At 60.8% G+C, this 19,453-nt stretch carries 20 protein-coding genes; 11 read left to right on the top strand and 9 right to left on the bottom strand.

The annotated features are described in order from the left end of the window. The first annotated feature begins 117 nt into the window (after positions 1-117). Entirely contained in the window at positions 118-936 is an 819-nt protein-coding gene (locus ABF859_RS04715; RefSeq protein ID WP_415526611.1) for a DeoR/GlpR family DNA-binding transcription regulator, read from the top strand. Positions 937-945: 9 nt separating this feature from the next. On the opposite strand, the gene mntR is transcribed toward ABF859_RS04715, so the two are convergent. Beyond that, positions 946-1,437: a manganese-binding transcriptional regulator MntR gene (gene mntR / locus ABF859_RS04710; protein ID WP_415526609.1), complete on the bottom strand. Its 492-nt coding sequence runs from the start codon at positions 1,435-1,437 to the stop codon at positions 946-948. Between the two features lie 169 nt (positions 1,438-1,606). Between mntR and ABF859_RS04705 the strand changes: the two genes are divergently transcribed. Next, complete coding sequence (locus tag ABF859_RS04705; RefSeq protein ID WP_415526607.1) at positions 1,607-2,959, top strand: Nramp family divalent metal transporter; 1,353 nt, start codon at positions 1,607-1,609, stop codon at positions 2,957-2,959. A gap of 12 nt (positions 2,960-2,971) precedes the next feature. Here ABF859_RS04705 and ABF859_RS04700 read toward each other — a convergent pair whose 3' ends face one another. The 3 genes from ABF859_RS04700 to ABF859_RS04690 all read right to left on the bottom strand — a co-directional run bounded on the left by ABF859_RS04700 (position 2,972) and on the right by ABF859_RS04690 (position 5,898). Further along, the gene (locus tag ABF859_RS04700; RefSeq protein WP_415526605.1) at positions 2,972-3,928 is read right to left on the bottom strand and encodes a glutaminase; all 957 of its coding nucleotides are present in this window, start codon (positions 3,926-3,928) and stop codon (positions 2,972-2,974) included. A 152-nt stretch (positions 3,929-4,080) separates the two neighbouring features. Next, positions 4,081-5,502: a siroheme synthase CysG gene (cysG, locus tag ABF859_RS04695; protein WP_415526603.1), complete on the bottom strand. Its 1,422-nt coding sequence runs from the start codon at positions 5,500-5,502 to the stop codon at positions 4,081-4,083. 165 nt (positions 5,503-5,667) lie between these two features. Next, entirely contained in the window at positions 5,668-5,898 is a 231-nt protein-coding gene (locus ABF859_RS04690) for a hypothetical protein (protein ID WP_415526601.1), read from the bottom strand. A gap of 207 nt (positions 5,899-6,105) precedes the next feature. Here ABF859_RS04690 and ABF859_RS04685 point away from each other — a divergent pair, with 207 nt between their 5' ends. From ABF859_RS04685 to ABF859_RS04675, 3 genes are all read left to right on the top strand, one after another. Continuing rightward, positions 6,106-6,231 carry a hypothetical protein gene (locus tag ABF859_RS04685; protein ID WP_415526599.1) on the top strand — a complete coding sequence of 42 codons (126 nt, stop codon included), beginning with the start codon at positions 6,106-6,108 and terminating at the stop codon, positions 6,229-6,231. A gap of 49 nt (positions 6,232-6,280) precedes the next feature. Further along, positions 6,281-6,868, top strand: a complete 588-nt coding sequence (locus ABF859_RS04680) for an HD domain-containing protein (RefSeq protein WP_415526678.1) — start codon at positions 6,281-6,283, stop codon at positions 6,866-6,868. Between the two features lie 153 nt (positions 6,869-7,021). Next, positions 7,022-9,682, top strand: coding sequence for a hypothetical protein (locus ABF859_RS04675; protein WP_415526597.1), 2,661 nt, complete (start codon positions 7,022-7,024; stop codon positions 9,680-9,682). 6 nt (positions 9,683-9,688) lie between these two features. On the opposite strand, the gene ABF859_RS04670 is transcribed toward ABF859_RS04675, so the two are convergent. From ABF859_RS04670 to ABF859_RS04660, 3 genes are read right to left on the bottom strand one after another with little or no spacing between them, the layout of a single operon-like run. Then, positions 9,689-9,817 carry an alanine racemase C-terminal domain-containing protein gene (locus tag ABF859_RS04670; RefSeq protein ID WP_415526595.1) on the bottom strand — a complete coding sequence of 43 codons (129 nt, stop codon included), beginning with the start codon at positions 9,815-9,817 and terminating at the stop codon, positions 9,689-9,691. A gap of 9 nt (positions 9,818-9,826) precedes the next feature. Next, positions 9,827-10,195, bottom strand: coding sequence for an alanine racemase (locus tag ABF859_RS04665; RefSeq protein ID WP_415526593.1), 369 nt, complete (start codon positions 10,193-10,195; stop codon positions 9,827-9,829). A 22-nt stretch (positions 10,196-10,217) separates the two neighbouring features. Beyond that, entirely contained in the window at positions 10,218-10,469 is a 252-nt protein-coding gene (locus ABF859_RS04660) for an alanine racemase (protein ID WP_415526677.1), read from the bottom strand. A 325-nt stretch (positions 10,470-10,794) separates the two neighbouring features. Here ABF859_RS04660 and ABF859_RS04655 point away from each other — a divergent pair, with 325 nt between their 5' ends. The 6 genes from ABF859_RS04655 (at position 10,795) to ABF859_RS04630 (ending at position 17,484) form a co-directional block, all read left to right on the top strand. Then, the gene (locus ABF859_RS04655; RefSeq protein WP_415526591.1) at positions 10,795-12,162 is read left to right on the top strand and encodes a lipopolysaccharide biosynthesis protein; all 1,368 of its coding nucleotides are present in this window, start codon (positions 10,795-10,797) and stop codon (positions 12,160-12,162) included. After that, a complete protein-coding gene (locus ABF859_RS04650; RefSeq protein ID WP_415526589.1) occupies positions 12,159-13,289 on the top strand; it encodes a sensor domain-containing protein in 1,131 nt (376 codons plus the stop codon). Before ABF859_RS04655 ends, ABF859_RS04650 begins: the two co-directional genes overlap by 4 nt. Further along, positions 13,289-15,100: a fatty acyl-AMP ligase gene (locus ABF859_RS04645; RefSeq protein WP_415526587.1), complete on the top strand. Its 1,812-nt coding sequence runs from the start codon at positions 13,289-13,291 to the stop codon at positions 15,098-15,100. Before ABF859_RS04650 ends, ABF859_RS04645 begins: the two co-directional genes overlap by 1 nt. 114 nt (positions 15,101-15,214) lie before the next feature. Beyond that, positions 15,215-15,469 (top strand): acyl carrier protein, encoded by a 255-nt coding sequence (locus ABF859_RS04640; RefSeq protein ID WP_062509391.1) that lies wholly within the window; start codon positions 15,215-15,217, stop codon positions 15,467-15,469. Next, the gene (gene spt / locus ABF859_RS04635) at positions 15,466-16,659 is read left to right on the top strand and encodes a serine palmitoyltransferase (protein WP_415526585.1); all 1,194 of its coding nucleotides are present in this window, start codon (positions 15,466-15,468) and stop codon (positions 16,657-16,659) included. The genes ABF859_RS04640 and spt overlap by 4 nt, the downstream gene beginning before the upstream one ends. 63 nt (positions 16,660-16,722) lie before the next feature. Continuing rightward, a complete protein-coding gene (locus tag ABF859_RS04630; protein ID WP_415526583.1) occupies positions 16,723-17,484 on the top strand; it encodes a hypothetical protein in 762 nt (253 codons plus the stop codon). Positions 17,485-17,490: 6 nt separating this feature from the next. On the opposite strand, the gene ABF859_RS04625 is transcribed toward ABF859_RS04630, so the two are convergent. Continuing rightward, complete coding sequence (locus tag ABF859_RS04625) at positions 17,491-18,429, bottom strand: hypothetical protein (RefSeq protein ID WP_415526581.1); 939 nt, start codon at positions 18,427-18,429, stop codon at positions 17,491-17,493. Continuing rightward, entirely contained in the window at positions 18,422-19,369 is a 948-nt protein-coding gene (locus tag ABF859_RS04620) for a diacylglycerol/lipid kinase family protein (protein ID WP_415526579.1), read from the bottom strand. The genes ABF859_RS04625 and ABF859_RS04620 overlap by 8 nt, the downstream gene beginning before the upstream one ends. Positions 19,370-19,453: the final 84 nt, after the last annotated feature.

Genomic DNA, 19,453 nt, shown 5'->3' with positions numbered 1-19,453 from the left:
GGGTTTTTCGCTGCCCGATCGTGCTCATCGGACGTTACAGACGGCTCCGGGCCTGATATGATGAATGTGATTTTACATTCATCTGTTTGCTTTCACGCTCAGGAATCGATTTGAGACATGACTGATGGTTCGGGCTCCGTGATCACCACTGCCTCGCCCCAGAATTCAAAAAGGCGGGACAATACGGCGCGCCAGAAACAGATCCTCGATGTTCTTCTCGAAACCGGCAGCGCCACCATCGAAGGTCTGGCAGAGCGTTTCGACGTCAGCCGCATGACAATCCACCGCGATGCCCATGCGCTGGTGCAGCAGGGACTGATCGACAAGCTGCACGGCAGCATCGTTCTGCGCAACAAGGTCACGACCCAGAAAACCGTCAATTTCCGCCGCTCGCGCGCCACGGATCTAAAGGATGCGATCATCCAGCGGGCCATCTCGCTGATCCAGCCCGAACAGGTTCTGGTTCTCGATGACTCCACGACGGTAGCAGCGATGCTCCCCCTGCTGCCCGCCCTTGCCCCGCTGACGATCATCACCAACGCCGTGGGCGTGATCCAGGCGCTGTCGCCTTATCCCAATCTGAAGCTGATCTGCCTTGGTGGCGACTACAACCCGCCGCGCAATGCCTTTTTCGGCCTGGTCTGCGAGCAGGCGGCACAGTCTCTGCGGGCGAACATGATGTTCCTCTCGACGTCCATCATCCACAACGGAACCGCGTTCCAGAACGATCAGGACGTCGTGAAGGTCAAGCGGGCCATGATGGACATCGCGGACCAGTGCGTCCTGCTGGTGGACAGCACGAAGTTCCGCAAGGGTGGCCTGCACCGTCTGGCCTCCCTGTCGGAATTCGACCGGGTCCTGACGGACTCCCACCTCAAACCTTCACTGGGCAAATCGCTGGTTCAGGACGGCGTAAAGCTCGAAATCTGCACCTGAGTCCGAAACTCAGGCGTCTGGCAGCGCCTGCATGAACTGTTGCAAACCGCCCTGAAGTGCTTTCTCGAACAGGGTCAGGGTTTCGCTGCCGACGTAATGTTCCACGCCTTCCGCATCAACCCGGGCATTCTCCTCACTGACGCCAAGCGCCAGCAGAAACGCCTCCACGATCCGGTGCCGATGGCGTGCCCTGTCCGCCATTTCCTGCCCGGCCGATGTCAGGAAAACACCCCGATAGGGCTTCTGCGTCACGTAACCTTCCGTCGCGAGTCGGGCGAGCATCTTCGCCACTGTCGGCTGCGAGACCCCCAGACGCCCGGCGATATCGACCTGCCGGGCCTCCTGCCCTTCCGAGAGCAGATCCGAAATCAGCTCGACATAATCCTCGACAAGCACATTGCGCCGCGCCGCACGATTGGCCCGGAACCCTTCGGAATGGGTCTCGACATCAGGCAGCGTCTCCTGGGGGGCCGCCTCCTGCAGACGTCTTTTCCGGTCCATTCCTGTACTGTGCCTCCATGGGGAAAACATTATTCGCGGCGGAATAAAACATTCACGTCATTTTTGCCAGTCCGTTCAGGCACGATTTTTCTCCCGTTTCAGGTTTTCATGAAGCTCATCAATATAGCATATTGAATAATTATTCCGGATGGGATTGATATGATTCCTGATGTCAGACTTCACTCCTCCCCGCCCGCATCCCGTGGATAACCGGACCTCCCCGGAAATCCGGCAAACCCTGCCCGATGTGTTTTCCAGTATCCGCGTCCCGGGTGCGGAAGCCTCATGGTTCAGCCGGTTCATGGCGTTTGTCGGACCGGGCTTCATGGTTTCGGTCGGATATATGGATCCGGGCAACTGGGCCACCGATCTGCAGGGCGGCGCGCAGTACGGCTATACGCTGCTCAGTGTCATCATGCTGTCGAACCTGATGGCCATCCTGCTTCAGGCGCTGTCGGCAAGGCTTGGTATTGCGACTGGCCGGGATCTTGCACAGGCGTGCCGGGATCATTTTTCGCCACGCGTCAACATCATGCTGTGGCTGGCATGCGAACTGGCCATCATTGCCTGTGATCTGGCGGAAGTGATCGGAACGGCAGTGGCGCTCCAGCTTCTGTTCGGCCTGCCACTACTGGGTGGAGCGTTACTCTCCATCCTTGACGCGCTCCTGGTCCTGATGCTGATGAACCGGGGCTTCCGGTATCTGGAGGCGTTCGTCATCGCGCTTCTGGCCATCATCGCGCTGTGTTTCGGGATCCAGGTCGTAGCTGCCGCACCGCCTGTACACAGCGTGCTGGCGGGCCTGCTGCCGGATCCGAAGATCGTGACGACACCGGGAATGCTTTATATCGCCATAGGCATCATCGGTGCGACCGTCATGCCGCATAACCTGTACCTGCATTCCTCCATCGTCCAGACCCGCGCCTATGAGCGCACGCCGGCCGGACGGCGGGATGCCATCCGCTGGACGACCTGGGACAGCACGATCGCCCTGACACTGGCGCTGTTCATCAACGCCGCGATTCTAATCGTGGCGGCTGCGGCGTTTCATAATTCGGGCCATCAGGATGTGGCGGAAATCCAGGATGCCTACAGGCTGCTCTCCCCGATCCTCGGGCTTGGGATGGCGTCCACACTATTCGCGCTTGCGCTTCTGGCGGCCGGAACCAACTCCACGATCACCGGCACGCTGGCAGGGCAAATCATCATGGAGGGCTTCCTGCACCTCCGCATCCCGAACTGGGCCAGACGCCTGCTCACACGCGGGCTGGCGATCATTCCCGTAGCGGTCGTCACGCTGATCTACGGCAACCGGGGCGTTGGCGATCTTCTGATGTCCAGTCAGGTCATCCTGTCGCTGCAACTGCCCTTTGCGGTCATACCCCTGGTCATGTTCGTCTCGGACCGGAAGAAGATGGGCGAATTCGTGATCTCGCGACCTGTCCGGCTGCTGTCATGGGGCGTTGCGGGGCTGATCCTGCTACTGAACTTCAAGCTGCTCTACGACACGCTGGCCGGCTGAGATACCGCGGCGTCAGACCGGATTGGCAACCCAGGGGCTCGCCCTGAAAACCGACCAGCCGGTGTGCTGCACGAGCCGCTCCAGCGCGCGGGTTCCCAGCAGGGAATTACCCTGCGCATTCAGCCCGGGCGACCAGACCGCGATGGAGGCCACACCCGGCGCGATTGCGAGAATCCCACCCCCCACACCGGATTTTCCGGGCAGGCCCACGCGGATGGCAAAAGCACCCGAACCGTCATAATGGCCACACATCATCATCAGCGCGAGGATCGTCTGGGCATTGCGCTCGGACATGACCCGTTCGCCGGTAAGCGGGTTACGCCCACCCGTCATGAGAAAAGTCCCGACCTGCGCCAACTGGTGACAGCTCATGGTCAGGGCGCATTGATGGAAATAGAAATCCAGCGTGTCTTCAACCACGTTACGGATATTGCCGAATGTCCGCATGTAGTTCGCAAGCGCCATGTTGCGAAAACCGGTTTCACGCTCCTGACGGGCGACATCCGTGTCGATGTCAATCGAGGCCGGATCGCTCACGAGTGGCCGCAGGAACTCCAGCAGACGGGTCTGGGCGTTTTCGCGACCGTAGCGGGAGACCAGAATGTCAGCGATGACGATGGCGCCGGCATTGATAAACGGGTTTCGCGGGATTCCGTGCTCATTTTCAAGCTGGATGATGGAATTGAACGCGCTGCCCGAAGGCTCCTGACGCACCCGGCCCCAGAGTTCGTCCCCCATCGCATTGAGCGCCATGCTGAGACTGAACACCTTGGAGACGCTCTGCACGGAGAACGCGACTTCCGCGTCCCCGACGGTATGCGTCTCTCCGTCCATCCCCACGACCGCCATCCCGAACCGGTTCAGGTCCACCCGTGCGAGCGGAGGAATGTAACTGGCGACGGTGCCCCGTTCGGACGCCGTGCGCATTTCCTCTGCGATCGAGACGATAATGGACGCAAGAGTGGTCATGGGACCTCGGTGTGTGAAGCGCGATGTGACTGAAAGGACAGGAGTTTCACAGGCAGGAATACGTGGGAGCAACCCGCAGGGACGTAAAGAGGGATATGCACTGGGGACATGGCTGGGAGATCGGTCCTTCCTCCCGTGCAGATCCTCTCAGATCAGGGCGAAATCACCCGATGCCGGACCACCTGCCCCACAATCACCAGAGCCGGGGATTTCACCTGCGCTTCAGCGGCCTGCTGCGCGATTGTGTCCAGCGTCCCGGTGAAAACCCGCTGCGTCGGCTGCGTTCCCCGCTCCACGATCGCCACCGGCCAGTCCGCCGGCAGTCCTTTTTCCATCAACCCGACGACAAGCTGGGGCAGCGTGGAAATGCCCATATAGATCACGACGGTCTGGCGCCGGTCGGCCATGTCGTCCCAGGGCAGGTCCAGAACGCCGTCCGCTTTTGCATGTCCGGTCACGAACAGGCAGGCCTGCGCGCAGTCCCGGTGGGTCAGCGGAATACCGGAACAGGCGGCGCATCCATTGGCGGCGGAAATGCCGGGCACCAGCCGGAACGGAACCCCGGCCTCGACCAGAGCCTCGATTTCCTCGCCGCCCCGCCCGAAAATAAACGGATCGCCGCCCTTGAGCCGCAGGACACGCTCACCAGCGCGGGCGCGGCGGATCATTTCGCGATTGATCTCATCCTGTGGCAGGGCGTGCCGGTCACGCTGCTTGCCGACGAAAACAAGCTCGGCATCACGACGCACCATATCCAGCAGGGCCGGAGACAGCAGGTTGTCGTAAAGAACGGAATCCGCGTTCTGCATCAGGTGCAGAGCCTTGAGGGTGAGCAGATCCGGATCACCCGGGCCAGCTCCGACCAGCCAGACTTCGCCCCCTTTGCGGACCGCCTCCAGAAGCACCTCAAGATGCGCATCCGCCCGGCTTTCTTCGCCAGCCCGCGCGGCTTGTGCGCCGGGACCATCCAGAAAATCCTCCCAGATGCGCTTGCGGTCCTGAACCTGCGGATAACGACCCGCTACCCGTGCCCGACGGGACTGCATGTACGCCGCCAGACGGCCTGTTCCTTCAGGAAGAAGCGTCTCGATCTGCTCCCGCAGGCGACGCGCGAGCACGGGGGCCGCGCCGCCTGTGGAAACGGCCACGCGCACCACGCCCCGACGCACCTGCGCCGGCGTGATGAAGCTCGAAGGCTGGGGATCGTCCACCGCACAGACGGGGATGTTCAGTTCATCCGCAAGGGCCGCGACCTGCCGGTTGGTTTTCCGGCTGTCCGTCGCGGCATAGACCAGCCGACAGCCGGGGAGCAGCCCCCGCAGGGCGACATCGTCCGCCCTTCCCCCCACATGCAGAACCAGCCCGTCATCGACCCAGCCCTGCATGACGGGATGAAGCTGTTCAGCCAGCACATCGATCCGGGCGCCATGTTCAAGCAGGAGCCGTCCCTTGTTGACGGCGATTTCCCCTCCGCCGACCAGCAGGACACGGGCGCCTGCAAGCCGGATGGAGATCGGGAACCAGCCCGTCCCGGGGTTTGCCTCCGGGACGGAATTGATGGGCAGGGTGTTCATCGGGGCAGGGATTTCCGGATAGGGAACTATGACAGGCTTGCGGTCGCATTCAGCGACAGCCGGGCCGGAACGTCAAATCCGGACTGCCTGCCTCCCGTAAGAATATCTGCTCACTGTCAGAATACGGGACGCGCGTCCTCGGACCCTGCGCCCTGGAGAAGGCTTTTACCAGCCGCCCTGACGTCCCTGACCACCCCCCATGCCCGGCCCGTTCATCCCGCCGCCATTCATGCCGGGACCACCCATGCCCTGACCACCATTGCCCGGGCCATACCCGTGGTTTCCGTGACGGTGGTGGTGATGCCCCCCGTCACGACGGTCATCATAAGGCCCGTCACAGGCTGCCAGCGACAGGGACAGACCGGCACCGAGGACCAGGGCGATAATCTTTTTCATGAAGTGCTCCATCGGAAATATTCCGGTTTCGATGATGGCGGGCAAAATATGGTGTTCTGAAGGAAAGAACGTAACGGACGATGACAATCGCGAAATCCGGCAAAGATATTCCGACAGACGGCCTGATAAAAATGCTATGATTTTTCAGAACAGGAGGTCCATTGACTGGTTCTCCCGGATTGCACTGCTTTTTACGGAGCATCTCCCATGCCTGAAGTGATGGTGAAAATCTTCAAGTCCCTTCAGGAAGGACCCGGTTTTCTTGTCCTGCTCGGGCTTGTGGCCGTCGCTGTCTTTATAGGATATGTAGTCCTGCATGCGCTTGTCGGATAAGACGTCCACCACGACCATGTCGCGCATCGTCACAGACAGGACCCACTGCATGACAAAAGGCGATCTCGAAAAGCGCCTCGACTTTCTCCGGGAAGCCTCCCGCCTCAAGGATATTCTCCGACGGACCTATACCCATGGCGGCCAGACCGAGAGCACGGCCGAACATACCTGGGCGCTCTGTCTTCTGGTCATGACCTTTGCCGACCAGCTTGAAGGCATCGACCTTCTGAAGCTTCTGAAAATCTGCATCCTTCATGATCTCGGCGAAGCCATCCATGGCGATGTTCCCGCGATCTCGCTTCATGCTTCGGCCAACAAAGCCGCACAGGAACGCGAAGACCTGCTGACGATCATGGCGCCCCTGCCGGACGAACTTCAGGCGGAGTTTCTGGGGCTGTGGGACGAATATGAAAATGCGGCATCGCCGGAAGCCCGTCTGGCCAAGGCCTTCGACAAGATCGAAACCATCAGCCAGCACAATGCCGGGCTCAACCCCGACGATTTCGATCATACGTTCAATCTGACCTATGGCCGGACCTATACGGACGCCACGGAACTGACGCGCAGGATCCGGGCCATTCTGGACGACGAAACCCGTCGGAACATGCAGCGCAGCCGGAACATGGTCGCGGGCTGAACAGCCCTTTCTGCTCGACATGCGCAGGCAAATCCGCCAGAAACGGCTCGAAATGGCCGCCTTCCGTCACGATATTCTTGCAGATTCGTGACATTCTGCATGTGATGCGGACGTTCAGGCCCGCACGCAATGCAGGAGCACGCAGAAGAGCACATGTCAGACCATGACCTGAAAAATCAAGTCGTCTCCTCTCTGACACGTCCCCTGCTGCGCCCCGCTCTCGGCCTCGTCTGGGGCCTGGGTAGCCTGCTCACCCCTGCTTCCGTACTGGCACAGACCACGCCAAGCCCTGGTGCCACGCCCGCAGCTTCCCTGCGCAGCCCGACCACCGTAACCACGTCCACAACATCCGTGAACGGTGGCGAAAAAATCGTGGTCAAAGGTCACAAACCCGCTGGAGCCGTCCTGGGAAACGCCAAGCCGATCATGCAGATCCAGGCCGATGAAATCCGTTCCTATGGCGTCGATACCGCAGCCGATCTTCTGACGGCCATTGCCCCGGAAACCCGTTCAGGTCGCGGTGCGACAGGCAATACGCCGGTTGTTCTCCTCAACGGCAAGCGCATTTCGGGAATGCAGGAAGTCAACGATCTGCCGTTCGAGGCCATAGCCCGGGTCGAGATCTTCACCGAGGAAGAAGCACTGCGTTACGGCTATCCGGCCGATGAGCGGGTGGTCAACATCATTACCGTCAAGCATTTCCGCTCCATCCGGATGCGCGCTTATGGCAGCACATCGACGGATGGCGGCGGAGACGATGGCGTCCTGGGGGCCAGTTTCACGAAACTTTCGGGAGAGCGGCGGATCAACCTGAGCGCCCGCTATGAAGCGCAGGCCCGTCTGCTTGACAGCGATCGCGGTGTCACTCCGCCCTCCGCAAGCGGCCTTTATTCCAATGCGGGCAACATCGCCTCCGCCAGCGGGGGCAGTCTTGATCCATCGCTGGATACTCTTGTCGGACAGAGTGTCACGTCGGCGGGTGTCCCTTCCCTCGCCACGGGACAGATCCCGACCCTTCAGGATTTCACGACCTACGCTAACGCGCCGCATGTCAGCTCGAACGCCTCGGACTACAGTCTCCAGCCCAGAACGCACGAACTGGACCTGAACGGCGTCTATGCCGATCAGATCTTCAAAACCGTCTCGGCCTCGTTCAATGCCAGTTACACTCACAGCAATTCCGAAAGCCTTCAGGGACCGGCACGCGGCATCCTGACCCTTCCCTCCAGCAGCCTCTACTCGCCATTTTCGCAGGATACGCTGCTGTACCGGGATTATACCAATGTCCCTGCCCTTCAGCAGACCGCCCATACGGACAGCGTTCATGCCGGGGTGAACTTCAACGGGGATGTCGGGAACTGGAAATGGAACAGCACCGGAAGTTTCGACCGCTCCACCACGTCAACCAACAGCCAGACCGGGCTTGACCTGAGCGCCGCCCAGACGGCCCTGACGGACGGGATGATCGCCTTCGATCCGTTCTCGGCAGTGGACCGGAGCTGGCTGAACAGTCGTCTGGTCAATCACGGGCACACCACCGGCACGACCGGCAAGATCACGGGCCTGATGTCCGGCTCGCTGTTCTCCCTCCCTGCCGGCGATGTCGCGACCAGCATTGCCCCGACCGGCACCATAACCGAGCAGAACGCGACGTCCCTCAGTCAGGGCAGGCTGCAACGGACCCATATCAGCCGCGATGTCGGCACTCTGCAGATCAACGGCGATATTCCGATTGCCAATGCGCGAAAACACGTCCTGTCCTTTCTGGGAAAACTGGATGCGAACATCAACGGGGCCGTCAGCCAGGTCTCCCATTTCGGAACGCTGGGCACGATCGGCGGTGGCGTGACATGGGAGCCCGCATCATGGATCCAGTTCCCCTTCTCCGTCACCGACCGGACGGAAGCTCCGGGTGCCACGGACCTCATCGCCCCGCGGATCGAAACGCCGAACGTCACGACCTATGACTACGTCACCGGACGCTCGGTACAGGTCACGACCATTTCGGGCGGGAACCGCAATCTGCATGCCGCGGACCGGCACGAAATCAGCATCGGGACGATCATTTCCCCGGGTTTTCTTGAGGGCGCGCGGCTGCATGTAAATTATGTCCGGGACCGAAACCACAACCCGGTCATGAGTCTGCCGACCGCCACGGCCGCCATCGAGGAGGCTTTTCCCGACCGTTACCAGCGTAATTCGGACGGGATTCTTGATGTCGTCGATATCCGTCCGGTCAATGCACTGATGGAAAAGCGCAACGAGTGGAACGCAACCTTCTCGTTCTCCCGGCCACTCGGGAAAAAGACCACTGGAAAAGACGGCAAACGCAGCGCCGGCGGCCGGTACTATATTGTCCTGACACAGGTATGGCGGCTCAAGGACACCGTGCAGTTACGTTCGGGCCTTGCCCCGATCGACCTGCTCAATGGTGGCACCATCGGGGGAACCGGCGGCCAGCCACGGCATGAGGTCGAACTTCAGGGGGGAGTCTTCAAGAACGGGCTCGGGTTCCGTCTCGTGACCAAGTGGCAGTCCGCCACCTCGACCCTGGCCAGCACGCATGCCAACAGCCTGTTTTTCAGCGATCTGGCAACCGTGGACACGACCGCCTTCGCCGATCTGGGGGAAATTCCCCGCTGGCAGAAGCGGAACTGGGCCAAGAACTTCCGGGTCATGGTCTCGGTCAGCAATCTCTTCAACAGCCGCATCCGCGCGCGCAACGGGTCGGGCATCACGCCCGCCGGCTACGAACCTGCTTTTCTCGACCCGCTGGGCCGGACCGTCTCGATCTCGATCCGAAAATCGGTCTGAAACAGATCAGACGCACCGCACATAGACACGATGAAACCGGCTTCCCAGAGACGTGAAAACCTCATAACCGATCGTTCCCGCTGAGCGGGCCAGCGCATCCACATCCTGTGGCCGCCCCCAGCACCGACAGCACATCCCCTGACCTCAGATCGGCAGGGGCGTCAGTAAGATCGACCGAAATGCTGTCCAGTTCAGGCCGTACCCGCCCCCATCTCCGGCCTGCACGGTCCGGATCTGTACGATCCGCGCGTCAAGTGAGACAACCGGGCGAAGCGGCCCAGGAGCGCGGAACCCCGGAAAACAGGCGCCCATCTTCACAAAACGCTTTCGCTGCATTGCATTGGCGGGACTGTCAGGCACATCCGCGCAGGCCAGATGACTTATTACCAGTTGCAGGTTCAGGCCCTCGAAAACAGAGCGCTCCTGCATGTCCGCGATACCCAGCCCGAAGCGGGACATCCCGGTATCGAACTGCTGTGCCGCCGGAAATGCGCAACCCTTGTCCTCACTCAACCCTTTCCAGCCACGAACCTATTCAGGATCGTTCAGCACAGGCCACGGGCATGAGAGCATGCGCCTGCATACTGTCCTCACATCCGGGCATAAAACCATGCAGTACGAAAATACGGGCTTCCGGCAGCGTAGCCCTCAGGGATATTCCTTCGTCGAGATGTGCCACGAAAAACGTTTCCGCACCCCGCGCAGCGAGAGCAGGAGCCACGCGGTCCACACCCAGCCCACAGGCATTCGCCTTGACGACGGCCGCCCATTCCGCCCCGGCGCCCAGTCCGACAACGAGACCATAATTGTCGGCAATGTCTGGCTGACTGACGGTCAGTCAGGCTCCGGCCCGAGCAGAGGCGAGTCCGGAAAAGTCTTTGCATAGGACCCGTCCGTAAGACTGCATTGCTTCCTGTATGGCACTCCTGCCCCACGAAGCAATGCTCCGCCTCCCTTTTCAGAACGGGCATTCTACGCAACACAAGATGAAACGCCGCAACCCGACGCAATCTTCGGTCACAAAAAGTGAGTTCAGATTCCCGGAGAAATGCCTATTTTCTGGAGCCCATCGGAGTCAACGGCAAGACTGTCACGAAAGTTTCCATAAATTGATGTCAGACGACTCATCGTCTTTCCAGGCGGCAAGACCCGGCGGGGTCCAGCGCGTCATAAGCAATCTGGGCGTCCTTCTGGGAGGACGGGCCGTCAATGCTCCGCTAAGCCTGATCCACATCTGGATGGCGACGCATCTGCTGGGAAGTTACAGCTTCGGCCTCGTTGCAATGATGTATGCTTTCGCACGGACGATGGGCGATATCGTTGACTTCCAGTCCTGGCAGACGGTCCTGCACTTCGGATTACGGCCCCTAACGCAGGGAGACCGCCGCAGTTTCCAGAAAATCGTGTCTTTCAGCCTTCTTCTCGACAGTTTTGGCGGCCTGCTGGGTTTTGGCGGCGGTGTTCTCATCAGTCTTCTGGCCATGGATCTTCTGGGCTGGCCCCCGCAGATCCATGTCATCGGCGTCATCTACTGCATCTCCATCCTCTTCATGGCCTCTGCCACCGCAACCGGTCTTCTGCGGGTTTTTGACCGGTACGATCTCCTTGCGGTGCAGGGAACCGTCGCCACCATCGTCCGCGTGATCGGCACGGCTTCAATGGTGTTCTGCGGGGCTTCGGTCGCGTTGCTTGCCAGCGTCTGGATCGCTGCGGAAGCTGCGGCGTGGGGGACCATCTTTTTCATGACGGCCCGGGAAATGTATCGCCGGGATCTGGTCCACGGCCTGTTCCATGAAATGAAGGGACTCCTTCCCGAGATCCTGAGCGGTCAGTTTTTCCGCACCTATCCCGGGATCTGGCGCTTTGCGCTGAACACCAACCTCAATTCCACGCTCGCCCTCGCCTTCGGTCATATCGGAACACTCGTGGTGGGAGCCTTCGTTGGCCCGACCAGCGCAGGCTACTACCGGATCGCAAGCCAGATCGCGGCGGGGATCGCAAAGCCTGCGACCCTGATCCAGACGACCGTGTATCCCGAAATGGCCCGTCTGTGGCGCGACAGGGCGCTGAACCGTCTCTATCGCCTGACGGGCCAGATCGCCCTGATGGCCGGAGGGATCGGAACTGCCCTGCTTCTGCTGACACTCTTCGCCGGGCAACCGCTCCTGCAACTCTATATCGGCCATAAAGGCGCGACGGAGGCTCTTCCGGTCACCCTGTGGCTGCTTGCCGCGGAAGTGGTCACGGTCTGGGGCCTGCCTCTGGAGCCCCTGCTGTTTACAACGCACCGCTCCGGCGCTGCGATCGGAGCCCGCGTCCTCGAATGCCTGTTCTTCCTTCCTGCCCTCGTGATGATGGTCCGCCATTACGGACTGAGCGGCGTCGGACCGGCCACACTGTGCGGGGTTACGCTCCTGATCATGATCCAGCTTGTCCTGGTGATCCGCACGACCCGCAGTCCGGAAGGGGTCATGGCGTGAAAGTGGCTTTTCCCCTCATCGGCCAGCGTCACCAGACCCTTCATGCCTTGCCGATTGCGCTAGAAGTCTCCGCGCGCCATCCGGACGTTGCGGTTCACGTCTCCTGCCTGACCGTGAGCCATCTCGAACTGGCGCGTTCGCTGGCAACGCTCTATCCCGAAGCGCGCGTGCAGTTTGATCTCCTCCCGATTTCCCCAAAACTGCGCCGTCGCATCGAACTGCATGGCCTGCGGGTGGTGGACCGCCTGATCGGGCTTTTTGCGTCCCGCCACTATTTCCGGACCTTTGATGCGATCATCGTTCCCGAAGCGACCTCCCTGCAACTCCGTCGCATGGGTGTCCGGCATCCCAAGATGATCTGGACCGGCCACGGCGCCGGCGACCGGGCCATCGGATTTGCCCGGCATCTCGGAAAGTTCGATTTTCTGCTGGTCCCCGGACGCAAGGTGGAGCAGCGGATGCTGGAAAAGGGCATCATCCGACCCGGCGCCTATCATCGCGGCACCTATGCCAAGTTTGATCTCGTGCGGCGCATGGACGCGAAACGGCCGAAACTCTTCAACAACAACCGGCCGACGATCCTGTATAACCCGCACTTCCTGCGCCGCCTGTCCTCATGGCCGGAACTGGGGCGTCAGATCCTGAGCTTCTTCGCCACGCAGGATCGCTATAACCTTGTTTTCGCACCACATTTCCGTCTTTTCGACAATCACCGCGAAGAGGGGGAAGCCCTGAGGCGACAGTATGGGCATCTGCCGCACATGCTGATCGACCCGGGAAGTCACCGGAGCATCGACATGACCTACACGATGGGAGCAGACCTCTATCTCGGGGATGTCAGCAGTCAGGTTGCCGAGTTCATGATCCGCCCACGCCCTTGTCTGTTTCTCAATGCCCACCATGTAAAATGGCAGGGAGACCCGGATTATCAGTTCTGGACGCTGGGCCCGGTGACGGAAAATGTGTTGGATCTGGGCAGCAGGATCGAGAATGCCTTCGAAACGCATCCTCGTTTTCTTGAGGCGCAACGCCAATATGTATTAGAGACATTCGAAACACTGGGTGATGAGCCCACTGCTCCCGCCGCGGCGGATGCAATCGTCGATTTTCTGAAAAGGGCTGCCTGATGTCAGGCAATCCAAACGGAGCTAGTCCAGGTTTGACCGAGGCCAACCAGAACCCAACCGCCAATCCCCTTCCGACGCCAAGCCGTTCCGGCCTGGAAAGACGTTACGGAGATTTTCCCAGCTTTGCAGCCGCACTCGATTACGCGGCTCAGGGGGAGAGCGGATTCAATATCTACTCCGGTCGGGGGCAGCTTCTTGAAGCGCTGCCATACCGTCTGCTGCGCGAACAGGCCCGTTCCATGGCCTGTCGTCTGCTGGGTCTTGGTCTCGTTCCTGGTGACCGTGTTGCGATCGTCGCGGAAAGCGATGGCGATTTCGCCCGGATTTTCTTCGGCTGCCAGTATGCCGGTCTTGTTCCGGCGCCCCTTCCGCTTCCCGTCGCATTTGGCGGAAAAGAAGGCTATGTGACGACCCTGCGCGGCATGATCCAGAGCGCCGCCGCCCGTGCCGTCGTGGTTCCGGACGTGATCGGAAGCTGGACCACGGACATCGTCGATGGTCTCGACCTGGTGTTCGGGGGATCGCCCGCCGATCTCTACCGCCACGCCGAAGCCCGCGTCGAGCTGCCGGAAATCTCTCCGACGGCCCTGTCCTACCTTCAGTTTTCTTCCGGAAGCACGCGTTTTCCGATGGGCGTTTCGGTCACGCAGGCAGCCGGCATGGCCAATGCCCGCGCCATCGCCCGGGACGGTCTTCACGTCCACCCGGCCGAAGACCCGCGCGATGACCGCTGCGTTTCGTGGCTGCCGCTTTATCATGACATGGGACTGGTCGGCTTCTTCCTCACGCCCCTGACCTGCCAGCTCTCCGTGGACCTGCTCCCCACCCGCGAATTCGCACGCCGTCCGCATGTCTGGCTGGACCTGATCTCACGCAACCGCGGCACGATCGCCTACAGCCCGTCCTTTGGTTACGAACTCTGCGCCCGTCGCAGCGGTCAGGCCGATCTCGACCTGTCGTGCTGGCGCATTGCCGGGATCGGCGGCGACATGATCCGCCATCATATCCTCGAAGGCTTTGCCGAGCGTTTCGCGTCCAACGGCTTCCGGGCCAGCGCCTTTGTTGCCAGTTACGGCATGGCTGAAGCGACCCTCGCCATCAGTTTTGCTCCGCTCGACACCGGCATCCAGACCGACACGATCGACCTGCGCCGCCTTGAAAAGGATGGCATTGCCGAACCGTCCAACGATCCGTCCCATCCGCTGCGGACCTTCGTCCTGTGCGGTGAAGCCCTTCCCGATCATCAGATCGAGGTCCGGGACGCCGCAGGACATGATCTGGCGGACCGGCAGGTCGGCACCGTCTATGTGCGTGGTCCGAGTCTCATGTGCGGCTATTTCCGTCGCCCCGACGAGACCGAAGCCGTTCTCGATGCGGATGGCTGGCTGAACACGGGTGACCTTGGATATCACCTCAACGGCCAGATCGTCGTAACCGGACGCGCCAAGGACCTGATCATCATCAACGGCCGCAACATCTGGCCCCAGGATCTGGAATGGTCCGCCGAAAGCGAAATCCCGACCCTGCGCTCGCGTGACGTCGCCGTGTTCTCGGTGGATGGGGAAGAGGGCGAGAAGATCGTAGCCCTCGTCCAGTGCCGCGCGACCGAGGAAGCGAGCCGCAACCAGCTTCGCGACGAAGTCACGAGTCTGTTTCGCCGCCAGCACGGGGTGGATGTCGAGGTCATTCTTGTTCCGCCCCGCACACTTCCCCAGACGTCCTCCGGCAAGCTGACCCGCGCAAAGGCCAAGACCATGCTGCTTTCCGGTCAGTTCGAGCAGCAGCCCGAGACCACCCCTTCGGTCGCCTGATCCTCCTCCGGTCCCGGCTATCCGGTTGCCAAAACGGGCAGAGGGGTGGCGAACGGGGCCGGTTTGGAGCATAAGGCTTGCCCAAGATTGCACAGACACCGAGAGTTGAAGTCCATGACTGACAGCGTCGCCGGCATTTCCGGAATGATCATTGAGAAACTGCTTGCCAACCCGAAAGTTCCCCGGGACATCGATGGCAACAGCAAGATTGTCGAAGACCTGGCCTTCGACAGCCTGGCCGTCATGAATTTCGTTATGGAAATCGAGGACGAGCTCGACGTTTCCGTGCCGCTCGACAAGCTGGCGGATATCCGGACCATCAACGACCTTGCCGCATGCCTGCATACGCTCAAGGTCGCGCACGCGTGACAGACATTTTCGCCAAGCACGCGGGGCTGCGCGAAGCCTATGAGGGGCTGACAGCTGCATCACCGCGCAATCCCTTCGAGGTCGTGATCGAGCGCCCCATCTCCGCCAGCGTGGGGATCATCGAAGGCCGCGAGACGCTTCTGTTCGGGACCAACAACTATCTTGGTCTCAGCCAGTCGAAAAAGGCCATCGAAGCTGCCGTGGAAACGGCGGAGACGATGGGTGTCGGCACAACGGGGTCCCGGATCGCGAATGGCACCTTCGGTCTGCATCGCAGGCTGGAAGCAAAGCTCGCCGAGTTCTTCCATCGCAAGCACTGCATGGTGTTCTCGACCGGGTATCAGGCCAATCTGGGCACGATCTCGGCCCTGGTGAACAAGGACGACGTCCTGCTGCTTGATGCCGACAGCCATGCCAGCATCTATGACGGCGCCAAACTGTCCGGCGCGCAGGTCATCCGCTTCCGCCACAATGACCCGGTGGATCTGGAAAAGCGTCTCGCACGCCTGAAAGACCATCCCGGTGCAAAGCTGATCATCGCCGAAGGCATCTATTCCATGACGGGGAATGTGGCTCCGCTGAACAAATTCGTCGATATCAAGACACGCCACGGCGCCTATCTGATGGCTGACGAAGCCCACTCGTTCGGTGTGCTGGGCGAGCATGGCCGCGGTGTGGCGGAAATGCAGGGCTGCGAGGACGGGATCGACTTCGTGGTCGGCACCTTCTCCAAGTCGCTGGGCACCGTAGGTGGATACTGCGTCACGGACCACGATGGCGTGGACCTGATGCGTCTGTGCTCACGGCCTTACATGTTCACGGCGTCCCTCCCCCCCGAAATCATCGCGGCCACCATGGCGGCCCTTGAGGACATGCAGGAACATCCGGAACTGCGCCTCAAACTTCAGGACAATGCGGCCCGTCTGCATGCAGGGCTTCAGAAGGTCGGCCTCAGAACAGGCGAGCATGTCTCTCCGGTTGTCGCCGTAACGCTGGAGACGGTGGATCAGGCGGTCGGGTTCTGGAACGCGCTACTGGAGAACGGGGTCTATGTGAACCTCTCACTCCCACCGGCGACACCGGACAACCGACCCCTTCTGCGCTGCTCGGTCATGGCCGCGCATTCGCCTGAGGAAATCGACCGCGCTGTTGCAGTCTTTGGCGAAGTGGCCAGACATTTCGGACTGTAACTGCATTTACAATACGTAACATATAGGGAAAGCTGGGACAGTTCACCATCACGGAGACACTGCGTGAAACGTCTGGCCCTGGCTCTTCCTGCTCTTTTCCTTCTGCACCAAACTCTTCTGGCTGCCACAGTGCCAGATCATCCTGCCCGCCTGATCCAGGAAGCATCTCCCACCTATCCTGCGGAGATGCTGGAAGCGAACCAGATGGGCGTGATGGAACTGACCTTCAACGTCAGGCCGGACGGGACGATCAGCAACGTCACGGCATTCGGCACGATGACTTTACAGCAGATGAGAACCTCACTGGGAGGTATTTATCACCTGAAATATGATCCTGCCGTCGTAAACGGACAGCCCGTCGAAGAGAAGAACGTCCACAAGGAAATTCGCCTCATCGTCGAGAATCCCGATGTCTCAATGCTGGAAGTCAATTCTTTCGCATGCGATGTGACGGAAAAGGGTATTCTGGAAAACTGTTCTTCGCGCCTTCCACCGAAACCGGCAATGTTTCTGGGACGTCCGCTCGTTGACAGCATCAACGGCTGGCAGGTTTCCATCCGGCAGGAACAGGGACACGCTGTTCGCGACCATCGTTTCTTTACCGTCGCCGTTGCCACAACCAGCCAACGTCCCCTGCCCGCGCCGGTAGCCGAGATTGACTCTTCCTGGAGCGTTCATGCCTTCGTTCAGGGCTGCCCCGTCGATCATACACAGGCAACATGTCCGGCTATTCCCCTGCAGGTCTCGGGAAACCGTTACACTCTTCCCACCGGTACACGCCTGCCGGGAAACGCGCCTGAAGAACTGGTTATCGGCCTGAGATAGGGGCCTTCAGGGGCGGGAGCGGAACAGAAGATGCCGGACCCGCCATACCAGAACCGGCAGCATCAGGAGCGGATGCCTGCTCTCGAACGATGAAAGCTGCATGTCGAAGCCTGTATGGCGCTGGATCTTCCAGGCCAGATAGGATGCCCCGTTCTCGAAGGTGAACGCGGCCTTCAGCAACCGGGCGACATTACGGGGACGGCCCGATGTCCGGACCAGCGCCCAGCGCCTGGACGCCCTCAGCCGCAGAGCGGGACTGATGACCGGCTCCAGTTCGGTCCCATGAGCAGAAAACTGTAGATGCGCCCTCGCCCATCCGAGAGGCAGCATGGCCCCATAACGGGCTTCCTGACCTTCCAGAATGCTGTTGCCCCGCCCCTTTTTCTCCACCCGCAGTTCGGAAGCGTAGGTATGGGCAAAAAGGGTTTGCCAGAACTCCAGCGCCGTCATGGATTTTTCACCCAGAAGCGCTGCCCAGCACGAAGCCGTCGTGACGCAGCCTGCAATCAGGGACAGGATCGTGTCCGCGCTGTCCGGATCACGAACCCAGACCAGCCGCACCGGCTGACAGAACCGCGCCCAGATCGTCGTATCCAGGGCACCGAACCCGGTTCGGGCCGCGAACTGCTCCTGCGACAGTACCGCGATCTTTGCTCTCAGAACCCGCTCGCCATGATGGAACTCGGAATAACGCACGTTGGGCGGCAGAACGAGATTGCCGGTCCGGGCGACCAGTCCGCCTGAAAAACCTGCGGCGTTTTCGGTAACGATATAGAAATCGAGAATGCCGTCCGGATCGGCCGTTCGCAGCACAGACCCGTAAAACAGCACACCCAGCGGTGGCGTGGGACAGGCACGGGCCAGCGCATCGGCAAAGGCGGACACGCCCGGATCAACAGGCGTCGTCAGTTCGCCGATCAGGCGCTGTTCGAGCGCATCAGGCATGGAGGAAACGGAATCTGGGCGCGCGTTCCAGATGCAGGACACCACCGGGTGCTGCACTGAAGACCTCGCCGTCGAGCACGAAATCGCTTCCCGTGACCAGCGTCATGTCGTCCGTACGGCCACTGACGTAATCCGGGTGGCGACGCAGCCAGCGCGGCGCGCGCCCACAAAGAAGGGCGGCCGTCGCCCGCAGCAGGCTGTCGGGCGACGCGCTGACGTCGAGATAGCGCAGCCCCTCGACATTGGGTTCGGCATCCCAGAACGGCCAGATCCCGCGCGACAGACGCGAAAGCCCCGTCACGAGGAACATGAAGCTCTGCCCGTCATAGACATGTCCGCCGGTTTCGATCCGCAGGGGATCGCCCCTCAGCCATTCTTCCCGGCTTTTGCGGAACATGAGGCTGACGAACGTGGACAGCAGCGTGATGCCAACTGCCAGATCATGGGGCGCAAATCTCAGGACGGTCGGCGAATGCGCAATCCGCACGGCTCGTGCATAACCCGCGCAGCCCCCGAACAGCCCGAGCACCGGCATGCGGTCAGTTCCCGGCCAGGAGAGGCGGATGGGCGTTCGTACACTGGAACGGAGCGCGCCCTGACGCAGACGCTGGATCGCCTCCATGCCCCGCAGGCCAAAACCGACATCCCCTGCAATCAGGTTCGTGTTGCCCGATGCCAGAACCACGATGTCCGGAAGCCGGTCAGCGGGATAGGCGCGCGCGATGGCGGTCAGGGCGGTACTGACCGTCCCGTCCCCACCATCTATGAGAATGGTATCGATACCACGCTCGTAAAGCTGACGGACATGGTCCGTGGTTCCTTCCCGACTGTCGGAAGGAACGAAATCCTTCCCCAGAAGGGCCTGGGCCTCGACAGCAAAACTGGAACCGTTCCGGCGGTTTTTCCGGCTACGGGCATTATGGATCAAGGCAATGCGCACTAGGTGAGGCAATCTTCGTATGGCGTTCGGCTATGCGGCCGGGTCTAGCACGGCTATGATGGAACTGCCAGAAGAGGCCATCCC

The sequence above is a fragment of the Gluconobacter sp. genome (assembly GCF_047722525.1).
Lineage (GTDB): Bacteria > Pseudomonadota > Alphaproteobacteria > Acetobacterales > Acetobacteraceae > Gluconobacter.
This window is presented reverse-complemented; position numbering and strand designations above follow the sequence as displayed.

Excerpts from the sequence above, each read along its gene's own strand:
- ABF859_RS04715 (WP_415526611.1), top strand. The coding sequence starts at position 118 with ATGACTGATGGTTCGGGCTCCGTGATCACCACTGCCTCGCCCCAGAAT.
- mntR (WP_415526609.1), bottom strand. The coding sequence starts at position 1,437 with ATGGACCGGAAAAGACGTCTGCAGGAGGCGGCCCCCCAGGAGACGCTG.
- ABF859_RS04705 (WP_415526607.1), top strand. The coding sequence starts at position 1,607 with ATGTCAGACTTCACTCCTCCCCGCCCGCATCCCGTGGATAACCGGACC.
- ABF859_RS04700 (WP_415526605.1), bottom strand. The coding sequence starts at position 3,928 with ATGACCACTCTTGCGTCCATTATCGTCTCGATCGCAGAGGAAATGCGC.
- cysG (WP_415526603.1), bottom strand. The coding sequence starts at position 5,502 with ATGAACACCCTGCCCATCAATTCCGTCCCGGAGGCAAACCCCGGGACG.
- ABF859_RS04690 (WP_415526601.1), bottom strand. The coding sequence starts at position 5,898 with ATGAAAAAGATTATCGCCCTGGTCCTCGGTGCCGGTCTGTCCCTGTCG.
- ABF859_RS04685 (WP_415526599.1), top strand. The coding sequence starts at position 6,106 with ATGCCTGAAGTGATGGTGAAAATCTTCAAGTCCCTTCAGGAAGGACCC.
- ABF859_RS04680 (WP_415526678.1), top strand. The coding sequence starts at position 6,281 with ATGACAAAAGGCGATCTCGAAAAGCGCCTCGACTTTCTCCGGGAAGCC.
- ABF859_RS04675 (WP_415526597.1), top strand. The coding sequence starts at position 7,022 with ATGTCAGACCATGACCTGAAAAATCAAGTCGTCTCCTCTCTGACACGT.
- ABF859_RS04670 (WP_415526595.1), bottom strand. The coding sequence starts at position 9,817 with ATGTGCTGTCGGTGCTGGGGGCGGCCACAGGATGTGGATGCGCTGGCC.
- ABF859_RS04655 (WP_415526591.1), top strand. The coding sequence starts at position 10,795 with ATGTCAGACGACTCATCGTCTTTCCAGGCGGCAAGACCCGGCGGGGTC.
- ABF859_RS04645 (WP_415526587.1), top strand. The coding sequence starts at position 13,289 with ATGTCAGGCAATCCAAACGGAGCTAGTCCAGGTTTGACCGAGGCCAAC.
- ABF859_RS04640 (WP_062509391.1), top strand. The coding sequence starts at position 15,215 with ATGACTGACAGCGTCGCCGGCATTTCCGGAATGATCATTGAGAAACTG.
- ABF859_RS04625 (WP_415526581.1), bottom strand. The coding sequence starts at position 18,429 with ATGCCTGATGCGCTCGAACAGCGCCTGATCGGCGAACTGACGACGCCT.